This is a genomic window from Microbacterium sp. NPDC091676 (assembly GCF_044756645.1).
Lineage (GTDB): Bacteria > Actinomycetota > Actinomycetes > Actinomycetales > Microbacteriaceae > Microbacterium > Microbacterium paraoxydans_D.
In genome coordinates this window covers 917,422-943,146 of record NZ_JBIVTI010000001.1, presented here as the reverse complement: position 1 = coordinate 943,146, position 25,725 = coordinate 917,422, and the positions used below count along the sequence as shown (strand labels likewise).

The 25,725-nt window shown below is 71.8% G+C and carries 22 protein-coding genes and 1 pseudogene; 11 read left to right on the top strand and 12 right to left on the bottom strand.

Annotated elements, in window-relative coordinates; genetic code table 11:
• Nucleotide 1: 1 nt before the first annotated feature.
• Complete coding sequence (locus ACIQID_RS04765; RefSeq protein ID WP_136052537.1) at nucleotides 2–472, top strand: SIP domain-containing protein; 471 nt, start codon at nucleotides 2–4, stop codon at nucleotides 470–472.
• Between the two features lies 1 nt (nucleotide 473).
• Here the strand turns inward: ACIQID_RS04765 and ACIQID_RS04760 are convergent, their stop codons facing one another.
• The 4 genes from ACIQID_RS04760 to ACIQID_RS04745 form a co-directional block, all read right to left on the bottom strand.
• Nucleotides 474–917, bottom strand: a complete 444-nt coding sequence (locus tag ACIQID_RS04760; protein WP_331202625.1) for a Fe-S oxidoreductase — start codon at nucleotides 915–917, stop codon at nucleotides 474–476.
• Nucleotides 914–1,717: an arginase family protein gene (locus tag ACIQID_RS04755; RefSeq protein WP_312673029.1), complete on the bottom strand. Its 804-nt coding sequence runs from the start codon at nucleotides 1,715–1,717 to the stop codon at nucleotides 914–916. Before ACIQID_RS04755 ends, ACIQID_RS04760 begins: the two co-directional genes overlap by 4 nt.
• A 63-nt stretch (nucleotides 1,718–1,780) precedes the next feature.
• Complete coding sequence (locus ACIQID_RS04750) at nucleotides 1,781–2,524, bottom strand: PspA/IM30 family protein (RefSeq protein WP_071328326.1); 744 nt, start codon at nucleotides 2,522–2,524, stop codon at nucleotides 1,781–1,783.
• Between the two features lie 59 nt (nucleotides 2,525–2,583).
• Entirely contained in the window at nucleotides 2,584–4,617 is a 2,034-nt protein-coding gene (locus tag ACIQID_RS04745; RefSeq protein WP_400282449.1) for a TPM domain-containing protein, read from the bottom strand.
• Between the two features lie 122 nt (nucleotides 4,618–4,739).
• Here ACIQID_RS04745 and ACIQID_RS04740 point away from each other — a divergent pair, with 122 nt between their 5' ends.
• The 4 genes from ACIQID_RS04740 to ACIQID_RS04725 are packed head-to-tail and all read left to right on the top strand — an operon-like array spanning nucleotide 4,740 to nucleotide 8,310.
• Entirely contained in the window at nucleotides 4,740–5,579 is an 840-nt protein-coding gene (locus tag ACIQID_RS04740; RefSeq protein ID WP_331202629.1) for a DUF3097 domain-containing protein, read from the top strand.
• Nucleotides 5,580–5,620: 41 nt separating this feature from the next.
• Entirely contained in the window at nucleotides 5,621–6,346 is a 726-nt protein-coding gene (gene trmB, locus ACIQID_RS04735; protein WP_331202630.1) for a tRNA (guanosine(46)-N7)-methyltransferase TrmB, read from the top strand.
• Complete coding sequence (locus ACIQID_RS04730) at nucleotides 6,343–7,194, top strand: CPBP family intramembrane glutamic endopeptidase (protein ID WP_400282444.1); 852 nt, start codon at nucleotides 6,343–6,345, stop codon at nucleotides 7,192–7,194. Before trmB ends, ACIQID_RS04730 begins: the two co-directional genes overlap by 4 nt.
• Before the next feature lie 39 nt (nucleotides 7,195–7,233).
• Complete coding sequence (locus tag ACIQID_RS04725; RefSeq protein ID WP_400282442.1) at nucleotides 7,234–8,310, top strand: DNA polymerase IV; 1,077 nt, start codon at nucleotides 7,234–7,236, stop codon at nucleotides 8,308–8,310.
• A gap of 26 nt (nucleotides 8,311–8,336) precedes the next feature.
• On the opposite strand, the pseudogene ACIQID_RS04720 reads toward ACIQID_RS04725, so the two are convergent.
• The 3 genes and pseudogenes from ACIQID_RS04720 to ACIQID_RS04710 all read right to left on the bottom strand — a co-directional run.
• Nucleotides 8,337–8,714: pseudogene (locus tag ACIQID_RS04720) on the bottom strand (RidA family protein); the annotation flags it as partial.
• Nucleotides 8,715–8,757: 43 nt separating this feature from the next.
• Nucleotides 8,758–9,591 (bottom strand): mechanosensitive ion channel family protein, encoded by an 834-nt coding sequence (locus ACIQID_RS04715; protein ID WP_400282439.1) that lies wholly within the window; start codon nucleotides 9,589–9,591, stop codon nucleotides 8,758–8,760.
• Between the two features lie 39 nt (nucleotides 9,592–9,630).
• A complete protein-coding gene (locus tag ACIQID_RS04710) occupies nucleotides 9,631–10,017 on the bottom strand; it encodes an SHOCT domain-containing protein (protein WP_025103101.1) in 387 nt (128 codons plus the stop codon).
• Between the two features lie 180 nt (nucleotides 10,018–10,197).
• Here ACIQID_RS04710 and ACIQID_RS04705 point away from each other — a divergent pair, with 180 nt between their 5' ends.
• The 3 genes from ACIQID_RS04705 to ACIQID_RS04695 all read left to right on the top strand — a co-directional run bounded on the left by ACIQID_RS04705 (nucleotide 10,198) and on the right by ACIQID_RS04695 (nucleotide 15,617).
• Complete coding sequence (locus ACIQID_RS04705; RefSeq protein WP_400282435.1) at nucleotides 10,198–11,868, top strand: SulP family inorganic anion transporter; 1,671 nt, start codon at nucleotides 10,198–10,200, stop codon at nucleotides 11,866–11,868.
• Nucleotides 11,869–11,975: 107 nt separating this feature from the next.
• Complete coding sequence (locus ACIQID_RS04700; RefSeq protein WP_400282432.1) at nucleotides 11,976–12,956, top strand: FUSC family protein; 981 nt, start codon at nucleotides 11,976–11,978, stop codon at nucleotides 12,954–12,956.
• Between the two features lie 132 nt (nucleotides 12,957–13,088).
• Complete coding sequence (locus tag ACIQID_RS04695; protein ID WP_400282429.1) at nucleotides 13,089–15,617, top strand: LuxR C-terminal-related transcriptional regulator; 2,529 nt, start codon at nucleotides 13,089–13,091, stop codon at nucleotides 15,615–15,617.
• Nucleotides 15,618–15,640: 23 nt separating this feature from the next.
• Here the strand turns inward: ACIQID_RS04695 and ACIQID_RS04690 are convergent, their stop codons facing one another.
• The 4 genes from ACIQID_RS04690 to ACIQID_RS04675 all read right to left on the bottom strand — a co-directional run bounded on the left by ACIQID_RS04690 (nucleotide 15,641) and on the right by ACIQID_RS04675 (nucleotide 21,703).
• On the bottom strand, nucleotides 15,641–17,983 hold the full coding sequence (locus ACIQID_RS04690; RefSeq protein WP_400282426.1) for an arylsulfatase: 2,343 nt from the start codon (nucleotides 17,981–17,983) through the stop codon (nucleotides 15,641–15,643).
• Nucleotides 17,984–18,098: 115 nt separating this feature from the next.
• Nucleotides 18,099–18,770 (bottom strand): GAP family protein, encoded by a 672-nt coding sequence (locus ACIQID_RS04685; RefSeq protein ID WP_400282423.1) that lies wholly within the window; start codon nucleotides 18,768–18,770, stop codon nucleotides 18,099–18,101.
• The gene (locus tag ACIQID_RS04680) at nucleotides 18,771–20,450 is read right to left on the bottom strand and encodes a SulP family inorganic anion transporter (RefSeq protein WP_400282417.1); all 1,680 of its coding nucleotides are present in this window, start codon (nucleotides 20,448–20,450) and stop codon (nucleotides 18,771–18,773) included.
• Between the two features lie 122 nt (nucleotides 20,451–20,572).
• A complete protein-coding gene (locus ACIQID_RS04675; protein WP_400282414.1) occupies nucleotides 20,573–21,703 on the bottom strand; it encodes an AI-2E family transporter in 1,131 nt (376 codons plus the stop codon).
• A gap of 88 nt (nucleotides 21,704–21,791) precedes the next feature.
• Here ACIQID_RS04675 and ACIQID_RS04670 point away from each other — a divergent pair, with 88 nt between their 5' ends.
• Nucleotides 21,792–24,338, top strand: coding sequence for a LuxR C-terminal-related transcriptional regulator (locus ACIQID_RS04670; RefSeq protein WP_400282411.1), 2,547 nt, complete (start codon nucleotides 21,792–21,794; stop codon nucleotides 24,336–24,338).
• Between the two features lie 12 nt (nucleotides 24,339–24,350).
• Here ACIQID_RS04670 and ACIQID_RS04665 read toward each other — a convergent pair whose 3' ends face one another.
• Nucleotides 24,351–24,779, bottom strand: a complete 429-nt coding sequence (locus tag ACIQID_RS04665; protein ID WP_312673009.1) for a DUF6325 family protein — start codon at nucleotides 24,777–24,779, stop codon at nucleotides 24,351–24,353.
• Between the two features lie 141 nt (nucleotides 24,780–24,920).
• Here ACIQID_RS04665 and ACIQID_RS04660 point away from each other — a divergent pair, with 141 nt between their 5' ends.
• Nucleotides 24,921–25,355, top strand: coding sequence for a DUF6325 family protein (locus ACIQID_RS04660; protein WP_312673007.1), 435 nt, complete (start codon nucleotides 24,921–24,923; stop codon nucleotides 25,353–25,355).
• Between the two features lies 1 nt (nucleotide 25,356).
• Nucleotides 25,357–25,707 (top strand): SHOCT domain-containing protein, encoded by a 351-nt coding sequence (locus ACIQID_RS04655; RefSeq protein WP_400282407.1) that lies wholly within the window; start codon nucleotides 25,357–25,359, stop codon nucleotides 25,705–25,707.
• Nucleotides 25,708–25,725: the final 18 nt, after the last annotated feature.

The following is a 25,725-nucleotide window of genomic DNA, read 5'->3' as shown; positions in this document are numbered from 1 at the left end:
CATGGACACCACGCTCGACACCCGAGGCACGCGTGCGGCTCGCCGCGCGGCGCGCCGTCGCGCACACCACCTGGTGACGGCCGACGAGCATTCGCTGCTCGACCTCGAGGCGTTCCTCGCGACCCTTCCGCTCTGCGCCTCCGGTCGGATCTTCATCGAGGTTCCCGACGCCTCCGACATCGGCGTCATCCATGCGCCCGGCCGCATGACCGTCACCTGGCTCGCACGTTCCGCGCGCTCCGGAGCCCCGGGAAGCGGCCGCGGCTGCACGCCCGGTCAGGCTCTGGCCCGAGCCACCTGCGCGTGGGCGGACGAGATGCTGGTGGACGACGAGGTCGAGACGCACGTCACGCTGCTCGGCGGCTACCTCGGCACCGCCGACATCGTCGAGCACCTCACGGACCGCCTCGGCGTCGCCGTGAACCGGATCCGCGTGCCGGAGCGCTTCGGACTGCTTCCCGTCGAGGGCTGAGTCAGCGAGGGCGGCGCACGTAGTTGCCGTCTTCCAGCCCCGCTTCGATCTCGAAGCGGTTGCGCAGCGGGTCGCGTCCCGCGAACAGATAGAGCACCGGCATCAGGAAGCCGTAGCGCAGCCACTGCTGCTTGTGCACGGCCTCGTGGCGCAGCACCGCGTCGGTGGGCCGCGCGTCGCCGGTGAGGAAGCACCCGCCCACACAGACGCCGCCGCGGTGGAAGGCCCATCGGGGCATGCCCCGGAACACCCAGAGCCCGCCGCGCCGTTCGATCGGGCCGGTGCTCCACAGCGTGCCCCAGATCCAGCCGACGGCCGTTCCCCAGAGGTAGCCCAGCCGGCTGATCGGCGACCGCAGCAGGAAGGACGGGATGCGGCGGTCCGCGCGGCGTCCGCGGGCGAGGCGCTCCGCCGCGACCGCCTCCCAGCCGGGTGCCGGGCTCACGCGACGGCTCCGACGAGGCGCAGGATCGCTCCGAGGTCATCGACGGCGTCAGCCGGAGTGCGGGGCGCGAAGCCCGCGATCGTCGCCCCGGCGAGGGGGACGCGCGCCCGCAGTTCCCGGATCGCCGTGCTCAGGGACGCGGGGGTCACTCCGAACGGGACGGCGGCGGAGACCCCGGTGAAGGACGCCGGGTCGAGGACATCGACGTCGATGTGCACCCAGACGCGCTGCGCCCCCGTGGCCTGCACGGCGTCGGCGAGCGCGCCGGGGGCGTCCAGGTCGGCCACGGTGAGGTTCCGGAGACGGTCCCGCTCCTCGGCCTCGGCGTCGTCCACGTTACGGACCCCCACGGTGACGACACGGTCACGGGGGATGCCGGGGGAGAGGGCGAGCTGTGGTTCTCCCTCTCCGAGGACCGCGCGCAGTGCCATGCCGGAGAACGCCCCGGACGGCGACGTCTCCGGTGTGTGCAGATCGGCGTGCGCGTCGCACCAGACCACGGCGAGGTCGTCGGTGCCGCCGGGGAGCGTGTCGAGGGCGGCGACGGTGATGCTGCAGTCGCCGCCGATCAGCACGGTCCCTGCTTCGAGATGTCCGGCGACCAACTCCCGCGTACGTGCGAGCGCGCTGAGCCGCCGGACACCCGTGCCCAGCGCCTCACCGGCTTCGACCGGGACGTCGAGGACGGTCGTCGCCGCACGCGGCAGATCGCCGGCGATGGCCGACGCGCCGTCGACGAGGAGCATCGCGCGCGCGGCGGGCGAACCCTGCCACTGCGGCACGACCAGGAAACGCACCATGGGAGACCTCCCGGAGACGGAACGGCGGATGCCCGGGCGTGCACCCGGGCATCCGCGTCGGTGTCAGTTGCCTTCGAGCGCCTGCCGCGGCGCGCTGCCACCGGCCTTCAGCTCGGCCAGGCGCGCCTCGACCTCGGTCAGCTCGCCGAGATCCTCGAGGCTCTCGAACTGCGCGTCGAGGCTCGATGCGGCCAGCTCCGCCTTGCCCTGGGCGAGAGCCTCCTGGCGGCGGACCTTGTCCTCGAACCGGCCGAGCTCGCTGGTGGGGTCGAGCACGTTGATGGAGCTGACCGCGTCCTGCACCTTGGTCTGCGCCTCGGCGACCTTGGCGCGGGCGAGCAGCTCGCTGCGCTTGTTCTTCAGCTCGTTGAGCTTGTCCTTCATGCCGTTCAGGCCGCTCTTGAGCTTGTCGACGATCTCGGTCTGGGCGGCGATCTGCGGCTCGGCGCTCGTCGCCTCCCGCTCGGCGCTGATCTGGCGCTGCAGGGCGATCTTCGCGAGGTTGTCGAACTTGTCGGCGTCGGCGGTGTTGCCCGCGCCGCGCATCTCGTCGGCCTTGCGGCTGGCGGCGAGGGCCTTGTTGCCCCATTCGTTGGCCGCCTGCACGTCTTCCTCGTGGTCGCGCTCCAGCAGCCGCAGGTTGCCGATGGTCTCCGCGATGGCGGACTCGGCGTCGGCGATGCTGTTGGTGTAGTCGCGGACGAGCTGGTCGAGCATCTTCTGCGGGTCCTCCGCAGAGTCCAGGAGGGCGTTGATGTTCGCGCGGACGAGGGTGGAGATCCGTCCGAAGATGGACTGCTTGGTCATGCGTGGTTCCTTTCAGAGGGGCGTCTTCGAGAGCTTGGCGTATGTGTCTGTGCGGGGGATCAGAAGCGTCGACCTCCGGAGCGTCCGCGTCCGCCGCCCCCGCGGGATCCGCCTCCGCCGAAGCCGGAGCTGCGGAAGCCGCCCGAGGAGCGCCAGCCGCTGCTGCGCCGGGACGAGCCGCCGCCCCCGCCGCCGGCGAGGAGTCCGCCGATGATCCCGCCGAGGATGTCCCCGCCGATGCCGGAGCCGCCGGAGCGGGACCCGGAGCCGCCGAAGACTCCGCCCCAGCTATCGTCCTGATAGCCGCCGGGATCGTATGCGCGCAGATCGGCCTCCGCGGCGGACGTGGCCTGGCGTGCGAGGTCGAGCGCGCGCTGGGCCTCGGCCAGGGCGTTCTCGACGCCCGACGTGCGCAGGGTGAGGGCCTGGGTCAATGCGGCGTCGGCTGCGGCCAGGCGCGTGCGGGCGGTGGAGCCCACGGTGCCGCGGCGCGTCTCGATGAACTCCCGGGCGGCCCGGATCTCCGAGGCTGCCTGGGCGAGTGTCTGCTCCAGGAGCTGCTGGGCGCGACGGCTGCGCTCCACGGCTTCCCGTCCGGCGGCGATCGCGCCGTCGATCTGGGAGTTCGCCGCGGTGAGCGCGTCGAGGGCTCGCTGCGGGTTGCGCGGTGTGGCGACGAGGTCGGCCTGCGCCGCCTGAAGCTGTGCGGTCACGCCGTGTGAGGCACTCGCCAGGGCACCGGTCGGGTCGGGCAGTTGCGCCGCCGCAGCGACATCGCCCTGGAGCTCGGCGACGAGCGCCTGCGCCTGCGCCTCGATCCCGGTCAGCTCGGTTCCGAGTGCGGTGATCGCCTGGACCAGCTGCGCGGCCTGCGCCACCGCCTGCTCGGCCGTACGGATCGCGAACGCCGCTTCACCGGTGCGCCCGTTCGCGAGGGCCTGGGCCGCGGCGTCGATCGCCCGATCGGCCAAGGCTGCGCGCTCCTGGGCCTGCGCCGGGTTGTCCGTCACGGTGCTCAGGGCGGCCTGGTCGTAGGTCGCGGCGAGAGCGGCGAGGGCAGGAGCGGCCGAGGCGAGGAGCGGCGTCAGATCGGCGCGCTCTCGACGCACCCGCTCCAGCTCCTGCGGCGCGTTCTGCTCGAGCCGGCGCAGTTCGTCGAAGGCCTCGGTGTTGTCGTCGAGGATCTCGTCGATCTCGTCGGCCAGCCGGATGATGCGGATGTGCCACGCACGGCGGTCGTGGACGGAATCCTCGATCTCGTCGTCGAGCTTCTGTCGGAGGTCGAACGCCTCGGCGATCTTCGCCTTCGCCTCGTCGACCGCGCGGGAGAACTCCGCGGTGGCGCCCTCGCCGTACTGCGCCACGGCGAACCCCAACTCCTCGCGGCTGGAGGTGATGGCGTCGTCGGCGCGGACGAGCGCGACGCCGGCCTGCTGCTCGACCTGGGCATCGGTGAGCGTGGAGAACGGATCGGCGGGGTCGGGTGTCTCCGGCATGGCGCCCCGCTCGCGGATGGCCGCGGTACGGCGTGCGCGTCGGACCAGGGCGACGATGAGCCAGATGAGGAGGGCGGCGACGGCGACCCCGACGACGATCAGCGTGACGCGGAGGGCCCCGGCGCCCCCGTCCCCCTGGATCTCGTCGGCGGCCAGCGTGATCGCGCCGACCCAGTCGCCGTCGCCGGCGAGGGGCGCGATCGCGTCTTCGATGGCGGCGATCCGCCCGTCGCTCAACGGCCCCGAGGAGTCGGCGGAGATGTAGAGGCTGCGGCCGTCCACGGCGATCGCGAGCAGGTACTGATCGGGGCCGAGCCGGTTGTCGTTCGCGACCTGATCGGCCCACGCGACGCTGTCGCTCGGGTCGGTGAAGTCGTCCACGAGGACGACGAAGAGATCGGCGGAGGAGTTGTCGGTGAGCTCCTGCAGGCGGGACTCGACCTGTTCCTCCTCGGCGGGGGAGAGGACGTCGGCCTGGTCGGTGACGTACCCGGTGTCGAGCGTGAGCGGATCGGTCGCGGACGCCGCCGAGGCGGACAGCGCACCCGTCGCGATCGCGAGGGCCAGAGCACCCAGCGTCAGCCACCGTTTCGTCATCGTGTTCCCTCCGACCGGCAGCCGAGCCCCATGAGTCGAGTCTATGCACTGGGTCCGACACGCGACAGCACTCGCGCGCGTCTCGGCGTTCGCCCTCAGCGGAGACACATACGCTGGAAGGCATGGACGACAGGTACGGATCGGACGTGCTGGCGGCGGGCTGGCGTGAGCGCGGCGCGAAGCCGGTGCCGCAGGTGCCCGCGGAGGTCGATCTCGTGGTCGAGGTCGCGGCGGACGGATTCTGCGGTGCGGTGACGAAGGTGCAGGGCGGTGCCGTGGAGCTCGAGGACCGCGTCGGGCGACGGCGGCTGTTCCCCCTCGGCGGCGGCTTCCTGATCGATGGGGCTCCGGTCCGCCTCGCGGCGCCGGCGGCGTCCGCACAGGGCCCCCGTCGCACCGCCTCCGGCTCCTTCGCCGTGGCGGATCAGCGGGCGCGGACGGCGCTGCCCAGCCGCATCCTCGTCGAGGGGCGGCACGACGCCGAGCTCGTGGAGAAGGTGTGGGGGGCCGACCTGCGCGTCGAAGGCGTCGTCGTCGAGTACCTCCAGGGCGTGGACCTGCTGGACGAGCTCCTCGCGGCGGAGCCGCCGAGCGCGCGCCGGCGATACGGCGTCCTCGTGGACCACCTCGTGCCGGGGTCGAAGGAGTCCCGTATCGCCGAGGCGGTCGCTCGGGGACCGCACGGTCGCCATGTCCGTATCGTCGGACACCCGTTCGTCGATGTCTGGCAGTGCGTCACCCCTCGAGCCCTCGGCATCGCCGCGTGGCCCGAGATCCCGCGCGGCGTCGACTGGAAGACCGGGATCTGCCGCGCCTTCGGCTGGCCGCACGAGACGCAGGCCGACACCGCCAGGGCCTGGCAGCACATCCTGTCGAAGGTCACGACCTACCGCGACCTCGAACCCGCGCTCCTCGGCCGGGTGGAAGAGCTGATCGACTTCGTCACCGCGCCCACCGGCTGACCGCGTCCGGCGGCCGGGGTCCCGGCGACTACCCTGGATCCATGCCCGAACCGCGTACCTTCCGCGATGAGCCGGTGTCCTTCGTGCGTCGGAGCGGCCGGATGTCCGAGGCGCAGGAGCGCGCCTTCACCGATCTCGCCCCGCACTATCTGCTGGACGTGCCGCGCGCGGTCGCGTGGACCTCCGTGCACCCCGAGGCGCGGCTCGACGTCGTGGCCGAGTACGGCCGCCAGGCGGATCTCTTCGTCGAGATCGGCTCCGGGCAGGGTCACGCCATCGTCGCTGCCGCGTCGAGCCGTCCGCACGACGACTTCCTCGCCGTGGAGGTCTTCCGCGCGGGGGTCGCCCGGACCATGCTCGACGCCGACCGGGCGGGCACGCGGAACCTCCGCGTCGTGGAGGCCAACGCGCCGGAGGTGCTGTCCTCCTACCTCCCCGAGGCGGCGGCGGCCGAGGTGTGGATCTTCTTCCCCGACCCGTGGCACAAGAAGCGCCACACGAAACGGCGTCTGGTCCGGCCCGGGTTCGGGGACACCGCGGCCAGGGCGCTGCGCGACGGCGGCCTGCTCCGGCTCGCGACCGACTGGGAGGACTACGCGCTCCAGATGCGGGAGGTGCTCGACGCCGAGCCCCTGTTCGAGCGGGCCTTCGAGGGCGACTGGGCCGAGCGGTTCGACGGTCGGGTCATGACCGCGTTCGAGCGGAAAGGTCTCGCCAAGGGGCGCGACATCCGCGACCTCGTGTACCGCCGACGGGATCGTGCATGACGCAGGCCCCACCGAGCGCGCCCGTGGGGGTGCGCCTCGTCCCCGCGGCGCTGGTGTGCGCGGCCGCCCCGGCCTTCTTCGTCGCGGCGCTGCCCTGGCTCGGCTGGCTGCTGCTGGCGCTGGGCCTCGGCGTCGCCGTGCTCGTGGAGCGCCGCGACGAGCCGCGCCCCGGGACCGACGGATCCCGGCGCCCCTCGCTCAGCCGTGACCTCTCGCTGATCGCGCTCGGCATGCTCATCGTGAGCGTCATCCCGCTCGCGGCGGAGCTCGACAACCTGGCCATGCTCCGCTTCACCCTCGCGCTCGGCGGTGCGGTGCTCGTGCCGTATCTGCTTTCGCGGTTCGTCTTCCGCGACCGGGCGATCCGGTTCCCCTGGCGGACCGGGCAGCGCTGGGGACTGCTCCACTGGGGCTGGCTCGTCGCCGTTCTCGTACTCGGCTGGCTGATCCTGCCCTTCTACTTCATCACCAGCGGCGTCTATCAGAACTGGCCCGTGGTGGACACGCCCGATCTCATCGCACGGCTGTTCGTCGGTGTCGGGGCGGTCGGCATCTGGGACGAGCTGTTCTTCATCTGCACCGTCTTCGCTCTGCTGCGGCGGCATTTCCCCGATGCGCTGGCGAACGTGCTGCAGGCCGTCGTGTTCGTCTCGTTCCTCTGGGAGCTCGGGTACCGGGAGTGGGGGCCGTTGCTGACCATCCCGTTCGCGCTCCTGCAGGGCTTCATCTTCCTCCGGACGCACTCGCTGGCCTACGTCGTCACGGTGCACCTCCTCTTCGATGCGGTGGTGTTCGCCGTGCTCGTCCACGCCCACAATCCGGGGCTCCTGCCGATCTTCCTCGTCTGACGGGGTGACTTCCCCGGCGTCAGCGGCCACACTCGATGCATGGCCGAGTGGGTGCTGCATGTCGACATGGATCAGTTCATCGCCGCGGTCGAGGTGCGGCGCCGCCCGGAGCTGGCCGGACGGCCGGTCATCGTCGGGGGACGCGGCGATCCGACCGAGCGGGCCGTCGTCTCGACGGCGTCGTACGAGGCGCGCGCCTTCGGCATCGGGTCGGGGATGCCGTTGAAGATCGCGGCGCGGAAGGCACCGGACGACGCGGTGTTCCTGCCCGTGGACCATGCGGAGTACGAGCGGGCCTCGGACGAGGTGATGGCGGCGCTGCGGACGCTGCCCGACGTGGTGCTGGAGGTGATCGGGTGGGACGAGTGCTTCCTCGGCGTCGTGACCGATGACCCGGAGGGCGTCGCGCGGGCCGCCCAGCGCGCGGTCGAGGAGGCGACGGGTCTGCAGTGCTCGGTCGGCATCGGAGACAACAAGGTGCGGGCGAAGATCGCGACGGAGTTCGGCAAGCCGCGAGGCGTGTTCCGGCTGACCGCCGACAACTGGTTCGCGGTGATGGGCGACCGGCCGACCCGTGACCTCTGGGGCGTGGGGCCGAAGGTGCAGAAGCGGCTCGCGACGCACGGCATCGACACCGTGCGCGAACTCGCGGCGGCGGAGGAGGAGACCCTCGTCGCGGAGTTCGGTCCGAAGATGGGGCGATGGTATCTCGGCCTGGGCTCGGGGCTCGGGCCACGGATCGTCGACGACACCCCGTGGGTGGCGCGGAGCCACAGTAGGGAGACCACGTACCAGCAGAACCTCACGACCCGGGAGGCCGTGCAGGAGGCGCTGCGCGAGCTCGCAGGACACGCGTTCGACGACTGCGCTGCCGAGGGGCGGCCGGTGACCCGGGTGCATCTCAAGGTGCGGTACGCCCCGTTCGAGACGAGGACCTTCGGCCGGAAGCTCCCGGCCCCCACGACGGATCGAGACGAAGTGATCGCGATGGCGCGCGCCCTCGGCGAGACCCTCGACCCGGACCGGGAAGTGCGTCTGCTCGGCGTCCGTGCCGAGATGACGATGCCCGACGAGCCGGACGGCATCGAGCGCACCCCTGTGCGCGGCCGCATCTGACCTCGGTCGCGGAGCACCGCGGCGATCGCGCTCACCTCGATGAGCGCTCCGGGCACGCCGAGGCCCGCCACCCGCGCGGCGGTCACGAGGGGCGGAGCGCCGTCCCTGGCGAGGGTGGCGGCCACGGCACCGTACGCCGCGCGCAGATCGGCCTCCTGGTGGATGAGGATGGTCCAGCTCACGACGTCGTCGAGCGTCGCCCCCGCGGACTCCAGCGCGACCCGTGCGTTGTCGAGAGCGCGAAGGGACTGCGTGCCCACGTCGGAGGAGACGACGGCGCCGGAGGCGTCGACACCGTTCTGCCCTCCGATGTAGACCGTGGTCGCGCCGGGAGGGATGACGGCGGCGTGACTGAAGGCGGGGCTGCGGACGAGGCCGTCCGGCTGCAGGAAGGTGATGTCCATGCGCAGATCATGCCCGAGGGCACCGACATCGCGCACCCGGGTCTCACACGGGGTCGGACGGCACGAGCGGTGGCGGGGCCGGGACGCTGGTGACGGTGCCGGTCGTGCCGAGGCCGCCGAGGACGTCGAAGACCGCGACCACGACAGCGGCGCTCACGAGGGCGCCGTGCAGCGGATGGTGCCAGAACTGCAGCCGCGCGATGAGCCGGTCCCCGCTCACGCTGATCACGAGCGCCCGCACGCTCTCGTGCCGGTGCACGCCCTCCGCCGTCCTCGCGGCATCGACGAGCGGACCGAGCACGTCGTCGATCCCGGTCGTCCCGTTCCGTCGCACCCTGACCTCCACCTCGCTGCGCCGGGCTCCGCGGGTGGAGTCGTTGACCACGGGATCGGAGAGCAGGCGCGCGTTGGGGATGTGGAGGGTGCGTCCGTCGACCGTGTGCAGGATCACCGCGCGGGCGTTGAGCTCGGTCACCGTCCCGGCGATCACGGAGTCCAATGCCTCCACGACGATCTCGTCGCCGATGCGGACCGTCTGCCGTGCCTGCAGCAGCACGCCGGCCGCGAAGTTGTCGGCCACGCCGCGGAGGACGAGGATTGCGACGATGCCGAGGATGACGACGATCGCGAGCAGGGGCTGCACGTTGGCGCCGAGCATCGCGAGCGCGATGCCGAAGCCCAGCAGGAGGATGGCGTAGCCGACGAACTGCGCGATCGCGGTCCCGACGGCGGGGGAGATCCCGGGTGCACGCCGGAGCAGGGCTGTGGTGCCCCGGCGTGCGAACCGCGAGACGATCCAGGTCGCGAGGGCGACGAGCAGGGCGAGCAGGAGCTGCCACCAGTCGATGTCGGTGGGCAGCAGATCCTGCAGGTCCATGCCGCGGGCTCCTCGCGCTGGTGGGGGCGGGCCCGGGGCCTACTGCAGCGCCTTCGCCTTGATGAGGGAGTACTCGTCCGGCGTGATGGTGCCGGCGTCGAGGAGCGCCTTCGCCTTCGCGATCTCCTCGCTCGGGCTGCTGCCGGCGACCTGCTGGATGTACGCGTTCGCCGCCTCCTGTGCCCGACGGGCCTCGGCGCTGCTGCGTTCGGCCATGCCGTTGCCGCGGGCGATGAGGTACACGAGGGCGGTGAGGAACGGCACGAAGATCAGGAAGAAGATCCACACGGCCTTCCACCATCCGCTCAGCTTGTGGTCGCGGAACAGGTCTCCGATGATCGCGAACAGAGCGAAGAGATACGCGGTGAAGGCGAAGATCCACAGGAACCACCAGATGATGTCCCAGAACGATGCCCAAAATCCCATGACTGCTCCTTTCTCGGTGCCGCCGTCGCCGGGGCACGCTCGGAACATACCGGCGGGCGTGGCCCCTCCGCATCGGTTGCATCGGGAGTTCACCCGGGTGACTCGCCGTCGCGAGGCGTTCCCGGCCGACTGCCGCCGGAGCGTCGGCAGTACGCTTCCCTCGACGGCGGAGGGAGCCCCATGAGCGCAGTGCACAGACCACCCTGGCTGCTGAGCACCCTGGACGGCTACCAGCGCCGCTGGATCCTGCGCGACGTGCTCGCAGGCCTCTCCGCGGGCGCTGTCGTGGTGCCGCAGGCCATGGCGTACGCGACGATCGCCGACCTCCCGGTGCAGGTCGGCCTCTACACGTGCATCGTGCCGATGCTCGTCTACGCCCTGCTGGGCGGCAGTCGGGCGATGAGCGTCTCGACGACCTCGACCATCGCCACCCTCACGGCGACCACGCTGGTCTCCGCCGGCGTCGCCGCCGGTGCGGACGACGCCATCGGCGCGCTCATGATGCTCACGCTCCTGGTGGGGGCGGTGCTGCTGCTGGCGCGGGCGTGCCGCCTGGGATCGCTCGTCGAGAACATCAGCGGGGCCACCGTGCTCGGGCTGAAGATCGGCGTCGGGGCGACGGTCGCCGTCGGGCAGCTCCCGAAGCTCCTGGGGGAGTCCTTCGACTTCTCCGGCCACGGATTCCTCCGCTCGCTGGTCGCCGTGGGCGAGGCGCTCGACAGCGTTAACGTCCCGACGCTCCTCCTCTCGGCGGGGTCCATCGCCACACTCCTGCTGCTCAAGCGCTTCGCGCCCCGGGTTCCGGGGACGCTCGTCGTCGTCGCGGGCGGCATGCTGCTCGTGGGGGTCGGGGGCATCGACGATCTCGGCGTCGCCCTCATCGCTCCCGTGGCCGGCGGCCTCCCCGTCCCGGGGATCCCCGACCTGTCCGAGGCCGCGGCGCTCGTGCCGGGAGCGCTCGCCATCGCCGTCATGGCGTTCCTCGAATCCGCGGCGGTCGCACGGAGCCTGCGCCAGGCGACGGAACCGCAGATCGACAGCGACCAGGAGCTCTTCGCCACGGGGGCGGCGAACACGGTCGGTGCGTTCTTCGCGGCGATGCCCGCGGCGGGAGGATTCTCGCAGAGCGCCGTCAACCAGGGCGCCGGTGCGCGCTCCCAGCTGGCGACGCTGACCACGGTCGCGCTCGCCGTCCTCGTCGCGCTGTTCCTCGCCCCGGTGCTCAGCCTGCTGCCCGAGGCGACACTCGCGGCGATGGTCTTCACCGCGGTGGCCGGACTCATCAACATCCCCGAGCTCGTGCGCTGGGCGCGCATCAGTCGGATGGACTTCTGGGTCGCGACCGCCGTGGCGGCGATCGGCCTCACCGCCGGCCTCCTCCCCGCGGTCGCGGTCGGCGTCGTGGTGACGCTGGTGCTGGTGCTGCGGGAGCTGAACATCCCCCGCGTCCGGGTGGTCGGACGGCGCGGGACCGCGCTCGGAATCGAACCGGAGCGGGGACTGTACACGGCGAACGCCCTCGCCAATCAACGGCTCATCGTCCAGACCGTCACCGCTCAGTCCGAGCCCGTGCGGACGCTGGTGCTCGGGTTGCCGCAGCAGGTCGTGATGTCCATCACCGTGCTCGACACCCTGGAGGCGCTCGACCGGGAGCTGTCTCAACTCGGCGTGCAGCTCCACCTCGCGGCGCTGCCGGAGGCGGCGGCCGCCGTCGCGGCGCGGACGCCCTGGTACTCGGGGCTGGAGGCGGCGGGCCGCGTGCATCCCGCCGTCGATGTCGCGCTCCGGGCGGCGGCCGACCGGGAGGACAGCGGAGGCGTTCACCCGGGTGAAGTGGCCGACGGGCGGTGACGCGCGGTCATCGCCTGCCTAGGCTGACGGCACGGAGGAGCCGAGGGGCGATCGAGACCGGGGGAGCGCATGACCGACCGCAGCCGGAGCCGGGAAGCGAGACGGTCATGGCGGCGCGCGGCGGACTGACGTGGCGGTGGTCGCGGTTCGGTCTCGGCGTCCTGTACGCCGTGCCGTCGGTCGCGGTCGCGCCGTTCGACCCTGCGGTCGCCCTGGCGCTCAGCATCGGCGTCCTCCCCGCCGCCGCGATGGGACTCCCTGCCCGGCGACGGGCCCGGTCGGCGATCCCCGTCCTCGGCACGCTGGTCGCGCTGGGGCTCGTGCTCGGCGCGACCCTCGCCCTCGCGCCGATCCTCGCCGTGCTCGCCGTGGCGGTGCTGGCGGTGCTGGCCAGCATGCTCGCTGCGCGCGAGCGCGCCGGACAGCTCGCCCTGACCCTGGTCCTGCCCATGGTCGGGATCGGTCTGAGCTTTCCTCTGTCGTCGACGACGCTCCTGCTGGCGGGCGCGATCGTCGCGGGTTCGGTCTACGCCTGGCTCATCGCGCTGCTGTGGCCGGAGCGCGGGGCGGGTGCGCGGGCCCCGGCGGCCATGCCCAAAGGGCGAGCCCTGCTGGTCTACGGGATCCTGCTGGGTGCCGCCGCGGGGACGGCGGCCGCCATCGGTTTCGCGACAGGGGTCGAGCACGTGGGCTGGGCGACCGGCACCGTGCTGCTCGTGATGCGTCCGGTGCGCGGGCAGCTCGTCCTGCGCAGCGTGGGTCGGGCGGCCTCGGTGCTCCTCGGAGCGCTGGCGGCCGCCGGTTTCGCGCTGCTCTCCCCGAGCGGGATGGTGATCGGGCTCGGGATCGGCGTCGCGGTGGGGTGTCTCGGCGCGGTCCAGCAGAGCCGCTGGTACGTCGCGCCGGCCTTCACGACGTTCCTCGTGCTCACCCTGCTGCTGTCGACATCGGCCGAGCCGCCGGCCGAGCGCTTCCTGGAGCGGACCCTCGAGACCCTTCTGGGGGTCGCCCTCGCCCTGTTCTTCGGCGCCCTCGTGCCGGCGCTGCTCGCGATACGGCGACCGGTGCGCGCGGACGTCGCGGAGTGAGTCCCCCTTGCGGGACCGCTCCCACCTTGCAATAGACTGCCCGCGAGGGGGAGCAAGATCGAAATCGGGGGGTTTCGAGTGCTGCAGAGTGTACGGAGGGCGGGAACGGACGAGAGTCCCATACCCGCTGCGATGAAGGGCGAGGTCCGTCGAGAGCGCCTGCTGTCGCGGTTGACGGCGGCGATGGACGGGCCGTGGACGCTCACGCTCGTGAGCGCTCCGGCGGGATCCGGCAAGACGAGGCTGCTGTCGCAATGGGCGCAGGGTCTGCGTGCCGATCCGGACATCGATCTGGTGTGGGTGTCCCTCGAGCGCGGGGAGGCCGACCTGCCGCTCCTGCGTGCCGCCCTCGGGCGCATCGACGACCCCGACCTGCAGGAGGCGCTCGCCGCCGTGCCTTCGGTGCGCTCTGCGGCGACCGCGCGCACCTTGGCCAGAGCCCTGCGGGAGGCGAAGAAGCGGATCGTCCTCGTCGTCGACGACGTGCACCGCGTCGAGGACGAGCACACCGCCCAGTTGATCTCGACCTTCGTCCAGAGCGTGCCGGGCACCGTGCACGTGGTGCTGGCCGGGCGCGGCACTCGCGCGATCCCGCTCGCACGGCGGCGCATCGCGGGGGTCGCCCTCGAGCTCGACGCCCGTGCACTCGCCTTCACCCCGGCCGAGGTGCGCGCCTTCTTCGGTGCGCGAGGCCTGCGACTGTCCCAGGGAGAGGTCAGCACCGTGCTCGCCCGCACCGAGGGCTGGGCGACCGGGCTGCAGCTCATGATGCTCGATGCCGCCGGGGCGCAGAGCGTCCTCGGCCAGTCGCTGCGGGGAGACGCCCCGGAGGTCGCGGACTACTTCGTGGAGGAGGTGCTCTGCGACCTCGACGGCGAGCTGCGCTCCTTCCTCGAGGCCACGGCGGTCGTGGAGCGTTTCACCGCCGAGCTCGCCGCCGTGCTCTCCGGAGCCGGGTCCGTGACGGCCCTGATCGACCGGCTGCTCCGTCTCAACGTGCTCGCCGGACCCGACGCCGCGGACCCCGTCCGGTACCACTATCCGCCGCTGTTGCGGGAGTTCCTCCTCAGCCGGCTGCGGGAAGGCGGCGCCGACCGCGAAGAGCTGCTGCACCGACGGGCGGCCGACTGGTTCGCGCAGCAGCAGCCCCTCCTCGCCTTGCAGCACGCGCTCCGCGGCGGAGAGACGGCCTGCACGGCGGGCGTCCTGCGGCGCTGCGGGATGCAGCTCGTGCTGGACGGCCGTGCGGACGCGGTGCGGACGGCGATGGCGGAGCTGCCGGCCGCCCTGCGATCGGTGCCGACGGTGCGGATGCTCATCGCCGCGGCGGAGTTGTCCTGCGGGGATCCGTCGGCCGCCGTGATCGTGCCGTCGGTCGATACGGGGGAGTCCGCCGCCGACCGCCGCTGGCGACTCGGGATCGAGCTGCACACGGCGCTGCGGCGGGGCGGGATCGCCGAGACCCTGGACAGCGCCGGAGCCGAGCTCCGCGACCTCAGCGGAGAGGAGCAGCTCGACGCCTACGCCCTCCTGGAGGCGGCGACGGCGGAGCTCTACGTGGGACGACTCGATCAGGCCGAGGGGACCGCCCGACGTGCGGGAGACCTCGCCCGGGCGATCGGGGCCCGGGCGGCGGAGCTGCAGGCGGAGGCGGTCCTCGCCACCAGCGTGCTGTTCCGGGGGCGGCTCCGTGACGCGATCGAGGCGGGGGCCGCCCTGGAGCGCCGCTGGCACGAGTTCGACGAGCCGGACAACCCGTTCTTCGAGGTGACGAGGGTCTGGCGTTTCTGGGGTCCCTATGAGGGCATGCAGATCCTGGAGGAGGCCGAGACCCTGGAGTCCGCGGCGCGGGTGATCGCCGGCGGCGGAGAGACGGCGATCGCGCGGGGCCTGCAGGGCATGCGCGCGCTGCTCGGTGCGGAGCAGGGTGCGGATCCCCGTGAGGCGGCCGTGAGCCTCCTCGACACCCTGACCCCCCGCGAGGACCTGCCGCTTCCGCCGCACTGGTACGCCATGATGGCGCCCTTCGCCGTCCATGCCTTCGACCGCTTGGGGGAGCCGACGCTCCGCGACCGGTTCATCGCCGATATGGAGGATGCGCTGGGCGACACGGGGGACGTGCTCGTGCTCCGCGCGATCGCCGCCGTGCACGACCGCCGCGACGGCATCGCCCGTGGCGCGCTGGCGCCGGTGCTGGAGGGCGCGATCCCGTGTCTGCTCCCGGCCTCGATGATCGACGCGTGGCTGGTCGAGGCCGAGCTCGACGTGCACGACGGGGAGCCGGATCGGGCGCAGTTCGCGCTCGCCACCGCCCTCGCCCTCGCGGAGCCGGAAGACCATGTGCGCCGCGTCGCCGAGGCGGGCCCGATCGTGTCGCGGCTGCTCGCCGCGCGGGCGACGGCGGGAGCGCGCACGCACTTCGCCGACCGGGTGCGCGAGCGGCTGTCCGCCGCCGGAGTGCTCGTCGAGGAGGAGCTGACGCAGCGGGAACGCATCGTGCTGAGCGCGCTGAGCCGGAACGCCACGCTGCGGCAGATCGCGCAGCAGGAGTACATCTCCCCGAACACGGTGAAGACGCACGTGCGGAACATCTACCGCAAGCTCGGCGTCTCGGATCGCGATGGCGTGACAGCGGCCGCCCAGGCCCTCGGATTGCTCTGAGGGCCGGGGCGGCCGCCGGGTCGTCAGTCGCGGGCCATGGCCGCCGCCAGGTGCGCCTCCAGGTCGAGGTAGGCGTCGTCGGCGATGTCGAACACGACCTGGGCGATGCTTCCGCCGCGGAAGTCGAACCCGTAGCCGTACAGGGACGACACGGGGTCGGCGCTGTCCCGCCCGATCGTCAGGCCCTCCCCGCAGAGCGAGAAGTGACCGAGAACCGTGCGGATCTGCTTCTCGTCGACCTTCTCCTCGTCGATGTAGAGCCGCGCGGGTCCGACGCCCTCGCGGTACTCGCCCATGCCCTCCTTGACGAACTCGACCCCGACGATGTGCTTCCCGGAGGTCGGGGCGGGTCCGGAGATGCGGTCCTCCGGCGGGATCCCGAGGAAGTTGTAGACGTAGTGCACCTGGCCGTCCTTGACCACCAGGGCGTGTCCGCCGAACCGGGAGCCGTGCGCGAAGATGACGCCCTCGGTGTCCGGTGTGAACTCGACCTCCGCGGCGATCTTGAAGGAGACGCCGTGGGTGTTCGCCGCCGACCGCTCGGGCACCTCGCTGGTGCCCGGGTAGTACACGAAACGGCCGGACGGCGGCGTGGGCTGGTGGAACTCCATCGAGACGAAGGTCTCGAAGTCCTTCGGATTGCCGATGACCTGGAGATCGTTCAGCGGGAGCACCGCGTTCGCCTTCGCCTCCTCCATCCAGAGGGCCTTGAGCTCCTCCAGCTTCTCCGGATGCTCGGCGGCGAGGTTCACGGCCTCCGCGCGGTCGACGTCCGTGTGGTACAACTCCCACTCGTCCTCGTCGAAGTGCCCCTTGCCGCTGACCGGGCCGTGCACCGTGACGGCCTTCCAACCCTCGTGCCAGATGCCGCGCTGCCCGAACATCTCGTAGTACTGCGTCTCCTTCGCCGTCGGCGTCTCCGGCGTCGCGTCGAACGAGTAGGCCATCGAGACACCGGAGAGCGGCGTCTGCTCGATGCCGCTGTAGACCTCCGGGAACTCGACACCGCAGGCTTCGAGGATCGTCGGCACGATGTCGGTGGAGTGGTGGTACTGGTGGCGGACCTCGCCGCGGGCCCTGATGCCGGCCGGCCAGTGGATCACCAGCGGATCGCACACGCCGCCCTGGTAGGTGTAGCGCTTGAACATCTTGTACGGCGTCGAGAAGGCCGCGGCCCACCCCGTCGGGTAGTGGTTGTACGTGTCGGGGGAGCCGAGCTTGTCGACGAGACGGAGGTTCTCGGCCTCGTCGTCCGGGTAGCCGCCGAAGATCTTGCCCTCGTTGACCGAGCCGTTCGGGCTGCCCTCGCCGGACGCGCCGTTGTCGGCGCAGTAGATGATGAGGGTGTTGTCGAGCTGCCCCGACTCCTCCAGGTAGTCCACGATGCGGCCGACCTGGGCGTCGGTGTACTCGCTGAACCCGGCGTAGACCTCCGCCATGCGCGAGAACATCGCCTTCTCCTCGTCGTTCAGCGAGTCCCAGGGACGCACCTCGTCGGTCGGCGAGAAGGTGCCCTCCGGCATCGGGTTCAGCGCGGTGAGCTCGGTGCCCTCCGGGACGATGCCCTTCTCGATCATCCGGGCGAGGACCCACTCGCGGTACGCCTCGTAGCCGTCGTCGAACATGCCCTTGTACTTGTCGATGTACTCCTGCGGCGCGTGGTGCGGGGCGTGGTTCGCGCCCGGGCAGAACCAGAGGTACCAGGGCTTGTCCGGTTCCGTCTGCTTGACGTCGCGGATCATCGACAGCGCCTGGTCGGCGAGGTCCTTCGAGAGGTGGTACCCCTCCTCGGGGAGGTAGGGCTGGTCGATGTAGTGGTTGTCCTCGGCGAGGGAGGGATACCAGTTGTTGGTCTCCCCGCCGATGAAGCCGTAGAAGCGGTCGTAGCCCTGCGCCAGCGGCCAGTGCTTCTTCGAGGCGCCGGCCGTCCACTCGTCGATCGGGACGTTGTGGTTCTTGCCCACCCAGAACGTCGACCAGCCGGCGTCGCGGAGGACGTGGGCCATGGTCGTGTTCGAGTCGGGGATGTGGGAGTTGTAGCCGGGGAATCCCGTGGACGACTCCGAGATCGTCGCGAACCCGTTGAGGTGGTGGTTGCGTCCGGTGAGGAACGTCGAGCGGGTGGGCGAGCACAGCGCCGTGGTGTGCCACTGGGAGTACGTCAGACCGTTCTGCGCCAGGCGGTCCATGGTCGGCATGTTGATGCGTCCGCCGTACGGGGACCAGGCCGCCATGCCGGTGTCGTCGTAGAGGACGACCAGCACATTGGGCGCTCCCTCGCGGGGCTTCGCCGGGAGGAAGGCCTCCCAGTCGGCCTCCGAATCGCGGACGTCGAGTTCGATTCTGCCCTGGAAGTCACGGGCCATGTCCATCTCCTTCATCTCTGCCGAACCGCCTTTCCCCGCACAGTACTGCCGGGCGAGGGCCGGGGTCACGGACTGCGGACCGCGTTCATCCGGGTGATCTCGTCGGCGTGGGCGCTCAGAAGCTGCCGATGCCCTTGCCGATCATGGAGACGCCGATCACGAGCAGCAGCACGGCCATGATGACCGCGTTCTCGGCGGCGAGCCATCCGCGCAGGGCGTCGAGCGGGGCGCGCAGCCGCGCGGCCGCGACGAGGTAGCCCACGACGGGCAGGAGCACGGTCGATGCGCCGATCAGGGTGAAGACGGCGATCACGAGGATCGTGGAGCTCGCATCGAGCGCGGCGCTGCCGATGTCGACCCCGGCTCCGGCCGCCAGGAGGAGGTTCTTCGGATTCACCGCGGACAGGAGGAGCCCGAGGCCGAGCGCCGTGCCGAAGGACATCGTGTCGATAGCCTTCATCCACGACGGCAGGGCCGCCGGCTGCCCCGGCTTCGGGCGCTTGCGCCACTGACCGACCGCCAGCACCAGCAGCAGGAGTCCGAGGACGAGCTGGATGATTCCGCGGATCGGACGAGAGGCATCGGGATCCTCTTCGGGGAGGACCGCGGAGAGCAGGGTGAAGACGCTGGCCGCCACGACGATGCCGGCGATCCAGCCCAGCAGGAAGCCGACGCTCGTGACCCGCGCCTTCGGGGACAGGAGCATGAGGATGGCGGCGATGATCGGCACCGGGCTGATCGCGACACCCACGGCGAGGGGGAGGATCTCCCCGATGACGGCACCCATTCAGCTGCCCTTCCTGTTCGGAGCCGGCGGAGCGGCGTCGGACGGTACGAGGTCGGTGATGGCGGCGCGGTTGGTCGCATAGACCGACTCCCGGTCGAGGAGCCCCAGTGACCGCAGCCGGCGGAGGGTGTTTGGTCGGACGCGGCTGAAGGCGAGGGAGATCGACTGCGTGTCGAGCCACTCGCGCAGCGCCTGGAACGCTTCCGCTCCGGTGACGTCGACATCCGTGACCGCCTCCATGTCCATGACGACGTGCTGGACGGCGGACGGCCCCGCGGCCCGCACCGCCTCCTTCACGGCGGCCGAGAACACGGCGCCGTTGGCGAAGAACAGCGGGGCCGCGAGCCGGACGACGATGACTCCCGGCGCGGTCGTCGTGCCCGCGGGGGCATCCTCCAGGAGGGACTCGCCGGGATCGCCGGACGTCTCCAGCACGTCGATCGCCGGGTGCGAGGCGCGTTGGGCGAGGTTGACGAGCGCGAGGACGAAGGCGACGACGATCCCCGCGATCGACCCGACGAACAGGGTCACGAGGAAGCAGACCGCGCCGATGACGAACTCGAACCGGTCCAGGCGCCACAGCCGGATGAAGTCGCGGATGCCGAGGAGCGGGATGATCGCGACGCCGACGATGGCGCCGATCGCCGGCGAGGGGATGTCGGCGAGGAGCGCGGTGCCGAAGAGCAGCAGCAGGAGCGTCCCGACGGCGAGCACCAGCGCGGGGAGCTGCGTCCGCGACCCCGCCTGATCCATCGCCGCCGTGCGCGAGGTGGAGGACCCGACGGCGAAGCTGCCCTGGGCGCCGGCGGCGACGTTCGCGACGCCGAACGCGAGCAGGTCGCGATTGGCGTGGAACGGGTAGCGGTGCTTCTCGCTGTACGAGCGCGAGACCAGCAGGCCCTCCGCCGTGGTCACGAGCGTCAGGGCGATCGCGGAGGGCACGAGGGCGAGCCAGAGGGACCAGTCGATGACCGGCCAGGTGAGCGTCGGAGGGCCGGCGGGGACTTCGCCGAGCACCGCCACGCCACGGCCGTCGAGCCCGGTGAGGACGACGGCCACCGTCGTCGCGACGAGGACGATCAGTGCCCAGGGCACCGCCCGGAGGTAGCGCTGCCCGAGGAGCAGCACCGCGACGGAGCAGGCGGCGAGGAGCACGGACCAGCCGTTGAGCGAGGGGAGGCCGGTGACCAGCGCGACGACCTTGTCGACGAACTCCGCGCCGGAGTCGATCTTCACCCCGAGCATCTTCGCGATCTGGCTCACCATGATGTCCAGCGCCAGTCCGCCGACGAAGCCGACGAGGATCGGCTTGGAGAGGAAGTTCGCCAGGAAGCCGAGCTTGAAGACCGCGAGCAGGACGAACATCCCGCCGCAGAGGATCGCCTGGGCGAGGGCGAGCGTGGCGTAGTCGGCGCTTCCGGCGACGGCCAGCCCGCCGATGGAGGAGGCCACCAGCGCGGCGGCGGCGGCGTCGGGGGAGGCGACCAGCTGACGCGACGAGACCACGAGCGCATAGACGACGGTCGGGACGATCAGCGCGTACAGCCCGGCGGTGGCGGGGAGCCCCGCGATCTGGGCATAGCCGATGTTGAGCGGGATCGCGATCGCCAGGAGGGTGACCCCCGCGGTGAGCTCGGTCGCGAGGTTGCGTCGGGTCAGGCCCGCGAGCGGACGCGGCATGCGCTCTCCCTTCGTCGCCGGCGTGTTCCGGGTTCACGATGGCATCGTCGGAAGGCGACGACCAGAGCGACGGGCAACCTCGCCCTGGTGATTTCGCGCGGCGGCGTCGGTGGTGCGCGGCGTCAGCGCCGTCGGAACCGGCGTCGGGTCGGGGCGGGGAGGGGCTCCGGGCTCGGCTCCGGGAGAGCGGTACGGTCGCCGCTGACCCAGCGCACCCACGTCGATCCCGGGTCGCCCTCGAGCACGAGGGCACGCACGAGCAGGGTCAGCGGGATCGAGAGGATGGCGCCGAGCGGTCCGATCACGAAGGTCCAGAAGATCACGGAGAAGAAGCTGAGCGTGAGGCTGAGGTCGACGGCGTCGCTGACGAACTTGGGCTGGACGAGGACCTGGAGCACGACGTTCACCACGCAGTACACGGCGATGACGCCGAGGAGCAGCGGCCAGCCGCCCACCACGAAGGCGAGGATCGCCGGCGGGATGAGTCCCAGCACGAACCCGATGTTCGGGATGAAGTTCGTCACGAACGCGAGGATCGCCCAGACCACCGGGGCCGGGACGCCCATCCACCACAGGGCGAGGCCGTCGACGATCGCCACGACGGCGCCGAAGGCGGCGTTCACGACGTAGTAGCGACGGACCCCCGTCTGCAGCCGGGCGATGCGCTCGAGCACCGAGCCGTGCGTGGCGCCGAAGAGCGCCGGCGCCGTCCGGTACCGGGCGGCGTCGGCCGCGAGGAAGATGATGTACGCGCAGACGAAGAACAGGGCGGTGGCGACGCCGAGCACCGCGCTGCCCAGGCTTCCCGCCACACCGAGCAGGGTCTCGGGATCGAGGACCGAGGCCGCGGCATCCGCCGCCTCCTGATCCAGGCCCAGCGACTGCAGCCACGCGACGACCTGATCGGCGGCGTGCACCAGGCCGTCCTGGGACGCGAGGTCGCCGACGAGGCGGGCGAACTGGGTGCCGGCGAGCCACAGCAGCGCCGCCATCGCCAGCAGGATGACGTAGGCCAGCACGATCACGGCGGTCGTCCCGATCCAGGCGGGCCGACCGGGGCGCTGGAAGGGGCGGCGGATCGGCTCGCAGATGACCACGATGACGATCGCGAGGGCGAGGGGACCGAACACCTCGCGGGCCAGCGAGACGCCGGCGAGGACGATCGCGCTCGCCGCCAGGATCAGCAGGGTCCGCAGGGCGGGGGCGGGCGAACGTTCTGCTGCGGAGGGCGGAGGAGTCGGGAGCGAGGTCACGCGGACAGCGTAGCCCGCGGCACTTTCATCCGGGTGATTGCGCTCCCGCCCCCTGGAAGGGCGCGCGGGGCCGTGGTTTCGTGTTGCCATGTCGCCTCCCGTACGTTCCACGAGGCCGGGACCGGCTCTGCGCTTCCGGCCACCCGCCACGCCCATCGGCGTCGTGCCGCGGGAACGCGTGACGGCCGCGATCGCGGCCGCGGTCGACGCCGAGGGCGTGACGGTCGTCAGCGCGCCCAGCGGCTACGGAAAGACGACGGCGGTCGCGGCGTGGGCGGCGACGCGTGACGACGTCGCCTGGCTCTCGCTGAGCGCGTCCGACGACGACCCGGCGCTGCTGACCTCGGGCGTCGTGGACGCCCTCGCGCTCGCCGCGGAGCGTGCTGGGCGCGCGTTCGCCGTCTCGCGCGATGTCGAGGACCCGGCTCGCGCCTACCGGCAGCTCTGCGCGGAGCTCCAGGACGTCGAACACCCCGTGCACCTCGTCGTCGACGATGCGCACCGCGCGGGCGAAGCCTGGCGCGACGGCCTGCTCGGGCTCCTCGCCGATCAGCCTCCGGACGGTCTGCGCCTCCTCCTGGTCGGGACGACGCTGATCGAGGTCACCCTGTCCCGCCACCGCCTCCTGCACCCCGGGTCGTTCGTCGGTGTCGAGACCCTCCGGTTCTCCACGGACGAGATCCGCAACCTGACGAGGTCGGCACCCCGCGGGCTCGATGCGACCGCGGTCCGGGACGAGACCGGCGGCTGGCCCATCGCGGTCCGGCTCGTCCTCGTGGGCGGGTCTCTGCCGTCCGGCGGCGCGTCGACGGCTTCGTCGTTCCTCGGAGAGTACATCCGCGAGCACGTCCTGGATGCGCTGCCGCCCGTGCTCGCGGACTTCGTCCTGGACGGCACCGCCTGCGCGGAGCTCACCCCGGAGACCGCCGCTCAGGTGACGGCGAGCGACGACGCCGCCGAACTGTTGGAGACCTGCGTCCGACTCGGCCTGTTCCTCGACCGGTTTGACGGCCCGCAGGGCCCGATCTACCGCTGGCACCCCGCGTTCGCGCGTCGGTGCGCCGACCTCGCACGGACGGATGGTGACCGCTTCGCCGCCGTGCATCGCCGGGCCGCGCGCGCCCTGGAGCTCACGGATCCGATCGCCGCCGTGACGCATGCCCGCCGTGCCGGGGATCGGGCCGGCGCCAGAGCCGTCCTCCTCCGGCATTGGCTGGGCCTCGTGGTCGGCGCCTCGGCAGGAGACGTGGAGCGGACGGCCACGACCCTCCTGCGCGACAACCCTGACGATCCGCACCTGCTCCTCGTGCGGGCCGGCGCCAGCGACGTCCTCGGGGATCATCGCGTCGCCCGCGAGCTGTGCCGACGGGCCGAGGCTCTCCTCGACCGGACGCCCGGCCACGCCGACCCCGCCGTCCTGCCCATCGTCCGTCTGCTGCTCGCGGAGTCCTCCGTCGAGGTGGCGGTGTCCGGTCCCGAGATCCGCGCGCTGCTCGATGCCGAGGAAGACCGGATGTACGGCGGTCGGGTGGCGCTCAACCATCTGCTGGGGTGGACGGCGCTGCGCAATCGGGAATCGCCGGACCTCGCGATCGAGTACTTCTCCGCGGCGGCGCGGGAGGCGAGGGAGGCGGGCGACCGGGAGCTCACGTCCCGTGCCGAGGGACACCTCGCGTACGGCCTCGCCACGTCCGGCCGGCTCACGGAGGCCGCGACCGTGCTGGCCGCGGCCGAGGACCCCCGGGAGACGCTCCTTCCACGGAACACCTTCGCGCGTGGCAGCGCCGTGGCCGCCGCCGGATGGGTCGCCTACTGGTCCGGGGAGGCGGAGGAGGCCGTCCGGATCTTCGACGCGGCGCGTGAGGTGGCCGCGTCCGGGCGGGATCTCGCCGGGCACGCGCGCATGATGGGGGCCTATGCGGCCGCGCTCACCGGGGATCCCGCGATCTGCCGGCGGGCGGCCATCAGCGTGCAGGAGCTGCCCATCGACGTCGTGCAGGGGGTGGCGTGGCCGGCGTTCCGGGAGTCGTCCGTGGCGCTGCTCGAAGAGGCGGTGGGGAGGAGGGAGCGGGCGCTGCGCATCGCGAAGAAGTATGCGGGCGGTACGGACCTCCCGCTCGTGGGCGTCGCGCTGTCCGGGATCCTGCGCCGCGCGGAGGAGCACGGGGCGGCGCTGGAGATGCTGCGATCGCTGCGGACCTTCACGGAGCTGTCGTACGTCAAAGCCGCCACGCTGATCACCGCGGCCGCGCTCCGACGGGCGACGGGCCACCAGGACGACGCCCATGAGCTGTGCGAGGCCGCACTCGCCGTCGCCTCCGCGGAGAACCTCGTCGTGCTCTTCGGCCCGCGGGAGGTCGCCGTGCGGCGGCTCCTGCAGGCGCACGTGCACCACGGGACGCAGTTCGAGGAGTTCATTGAGAAGTGCCTCGCCGTCGACGCGGTCGGCTCCGTGGCCGATCGGCTGTCGGAGCGCGAACGTGACGTCTTCCATCAGATGCAGACAGCGCGCACACTGCCGGAGATCGCTCAGGAGCTCTCCGTGTCGGTCAACACGGTGAAGACGCATCAGCGCGCGATCTACCGCAAGCTCGGGGTCTCGTCTCGGCGGGAGGCCGTGCACGCGATGGTGTGAGTCCGGCACGCGTCAGGGTCGCGCGCCCAGAGTGGCGACGAGGGCGGCGTTGGCGACGGCGGAGGGGATCGCCTGGGTCGCCAGGATGCGGTCGCCGGCGTCCTCCACCTCGCGGACGAAGCGTACGTCCCAGCGCTGCTCGACGAGGATCACGGCGGCGACCGCGCCGAGCGGCACCCACGGGAGGAAGTGCCCGACATCGTCGAGGGAGATGAGGCCCGGCGCATAGAGAGGCAGGCCGGCGAGCGAGAAGTCGTCGCCGTCGACCTCCGTGATGCGGTGGACGTCCGCGGCGTCACGGCGCACGACGAGGAAGTCGAGCACGCGCAGCGTGCCGTCCTCGACCTGACGCAGCAGCGGTTCCAGGACGGGGGGCCCCGGGTGCGCGCGGCGGAGCTCGACCACGACGAACGCCACGTCGCCCAGCACCCGGCTCCTCATGTCCACCCTCGATTCGTCCCTTCCTCCGATCGTGACAGCCGCACGGACCGGCAGTGGTCGCGCGCTCACCCGCAGCGGGTGAGGACGGCGGCGCAGACGGCGACGACGGGTGCATCCTGGTGCCGGATGAAGGGTGGCGACATGAAGGAGTTCCGATTCGGGCCCGTCGAGTTCTATCTCGTGGGCTTCGACGGGGACCGGCCGGATCCGGACACGTTCGGCGCGCTGACCGACCTCGTGTCGAAGGGCGTGGTGCGCGTGCTGGACTTCGTGCTGGTGACACGGACGGCGGACGGGGACCTCGACATCCTCGAACTGGAGGAGGGCGACGGGCCCCTGGCCCTCGACGGCCTCGAGCCGATCGTCGCCGGTCTCGCGAGCGAGGATGACGTCCGCGCCTTGGCGGAGGTCGTGCCGCCGGGACGATCGGCGGCGGTCGTGGTCCTGGAGCTCCTGTTCGCCCGGACCCTCGCCCAGGATGTCGCCGCGGCGGGAGGCCAGGTGCTGCGCAGCGAGCGCGTTCCGGCTCCCGTCGTGAACGCGGTGATGGACATCCTCGAACAGGAAGGTGAATGACATGCCCTTGCGGAGATTCGGTCGGCCGGGGCTCATCGGTCTCGCCGCGCGGACCGCGGTGGTCGCCGGGACGGCGACCGCGGTGCAGGGAGCCGCGATGCGGAATCAGGAGCGCCGTGCGCAGAGCGAGTACGAGCAGCAGCAGTACGAGGCCGCCCAGCAACAGGCCCAGATGGACGACGCGGCTCGGAACGCGGCCGCGCAGTACTCTCCGCCGACGAGCCCGCCGGCCGCGCCCCCCGCACCGGCGGACGACCTGATCGCCAAGCTCCAGGAGCTCGGATCGCTGAAGGCCTCCGGCGTGCTGACGGAGGAGGAGTTCACCGCCGCGAAGCAGAAGCTGCTGAGCTGAGCGTCGCGACGATCGAGA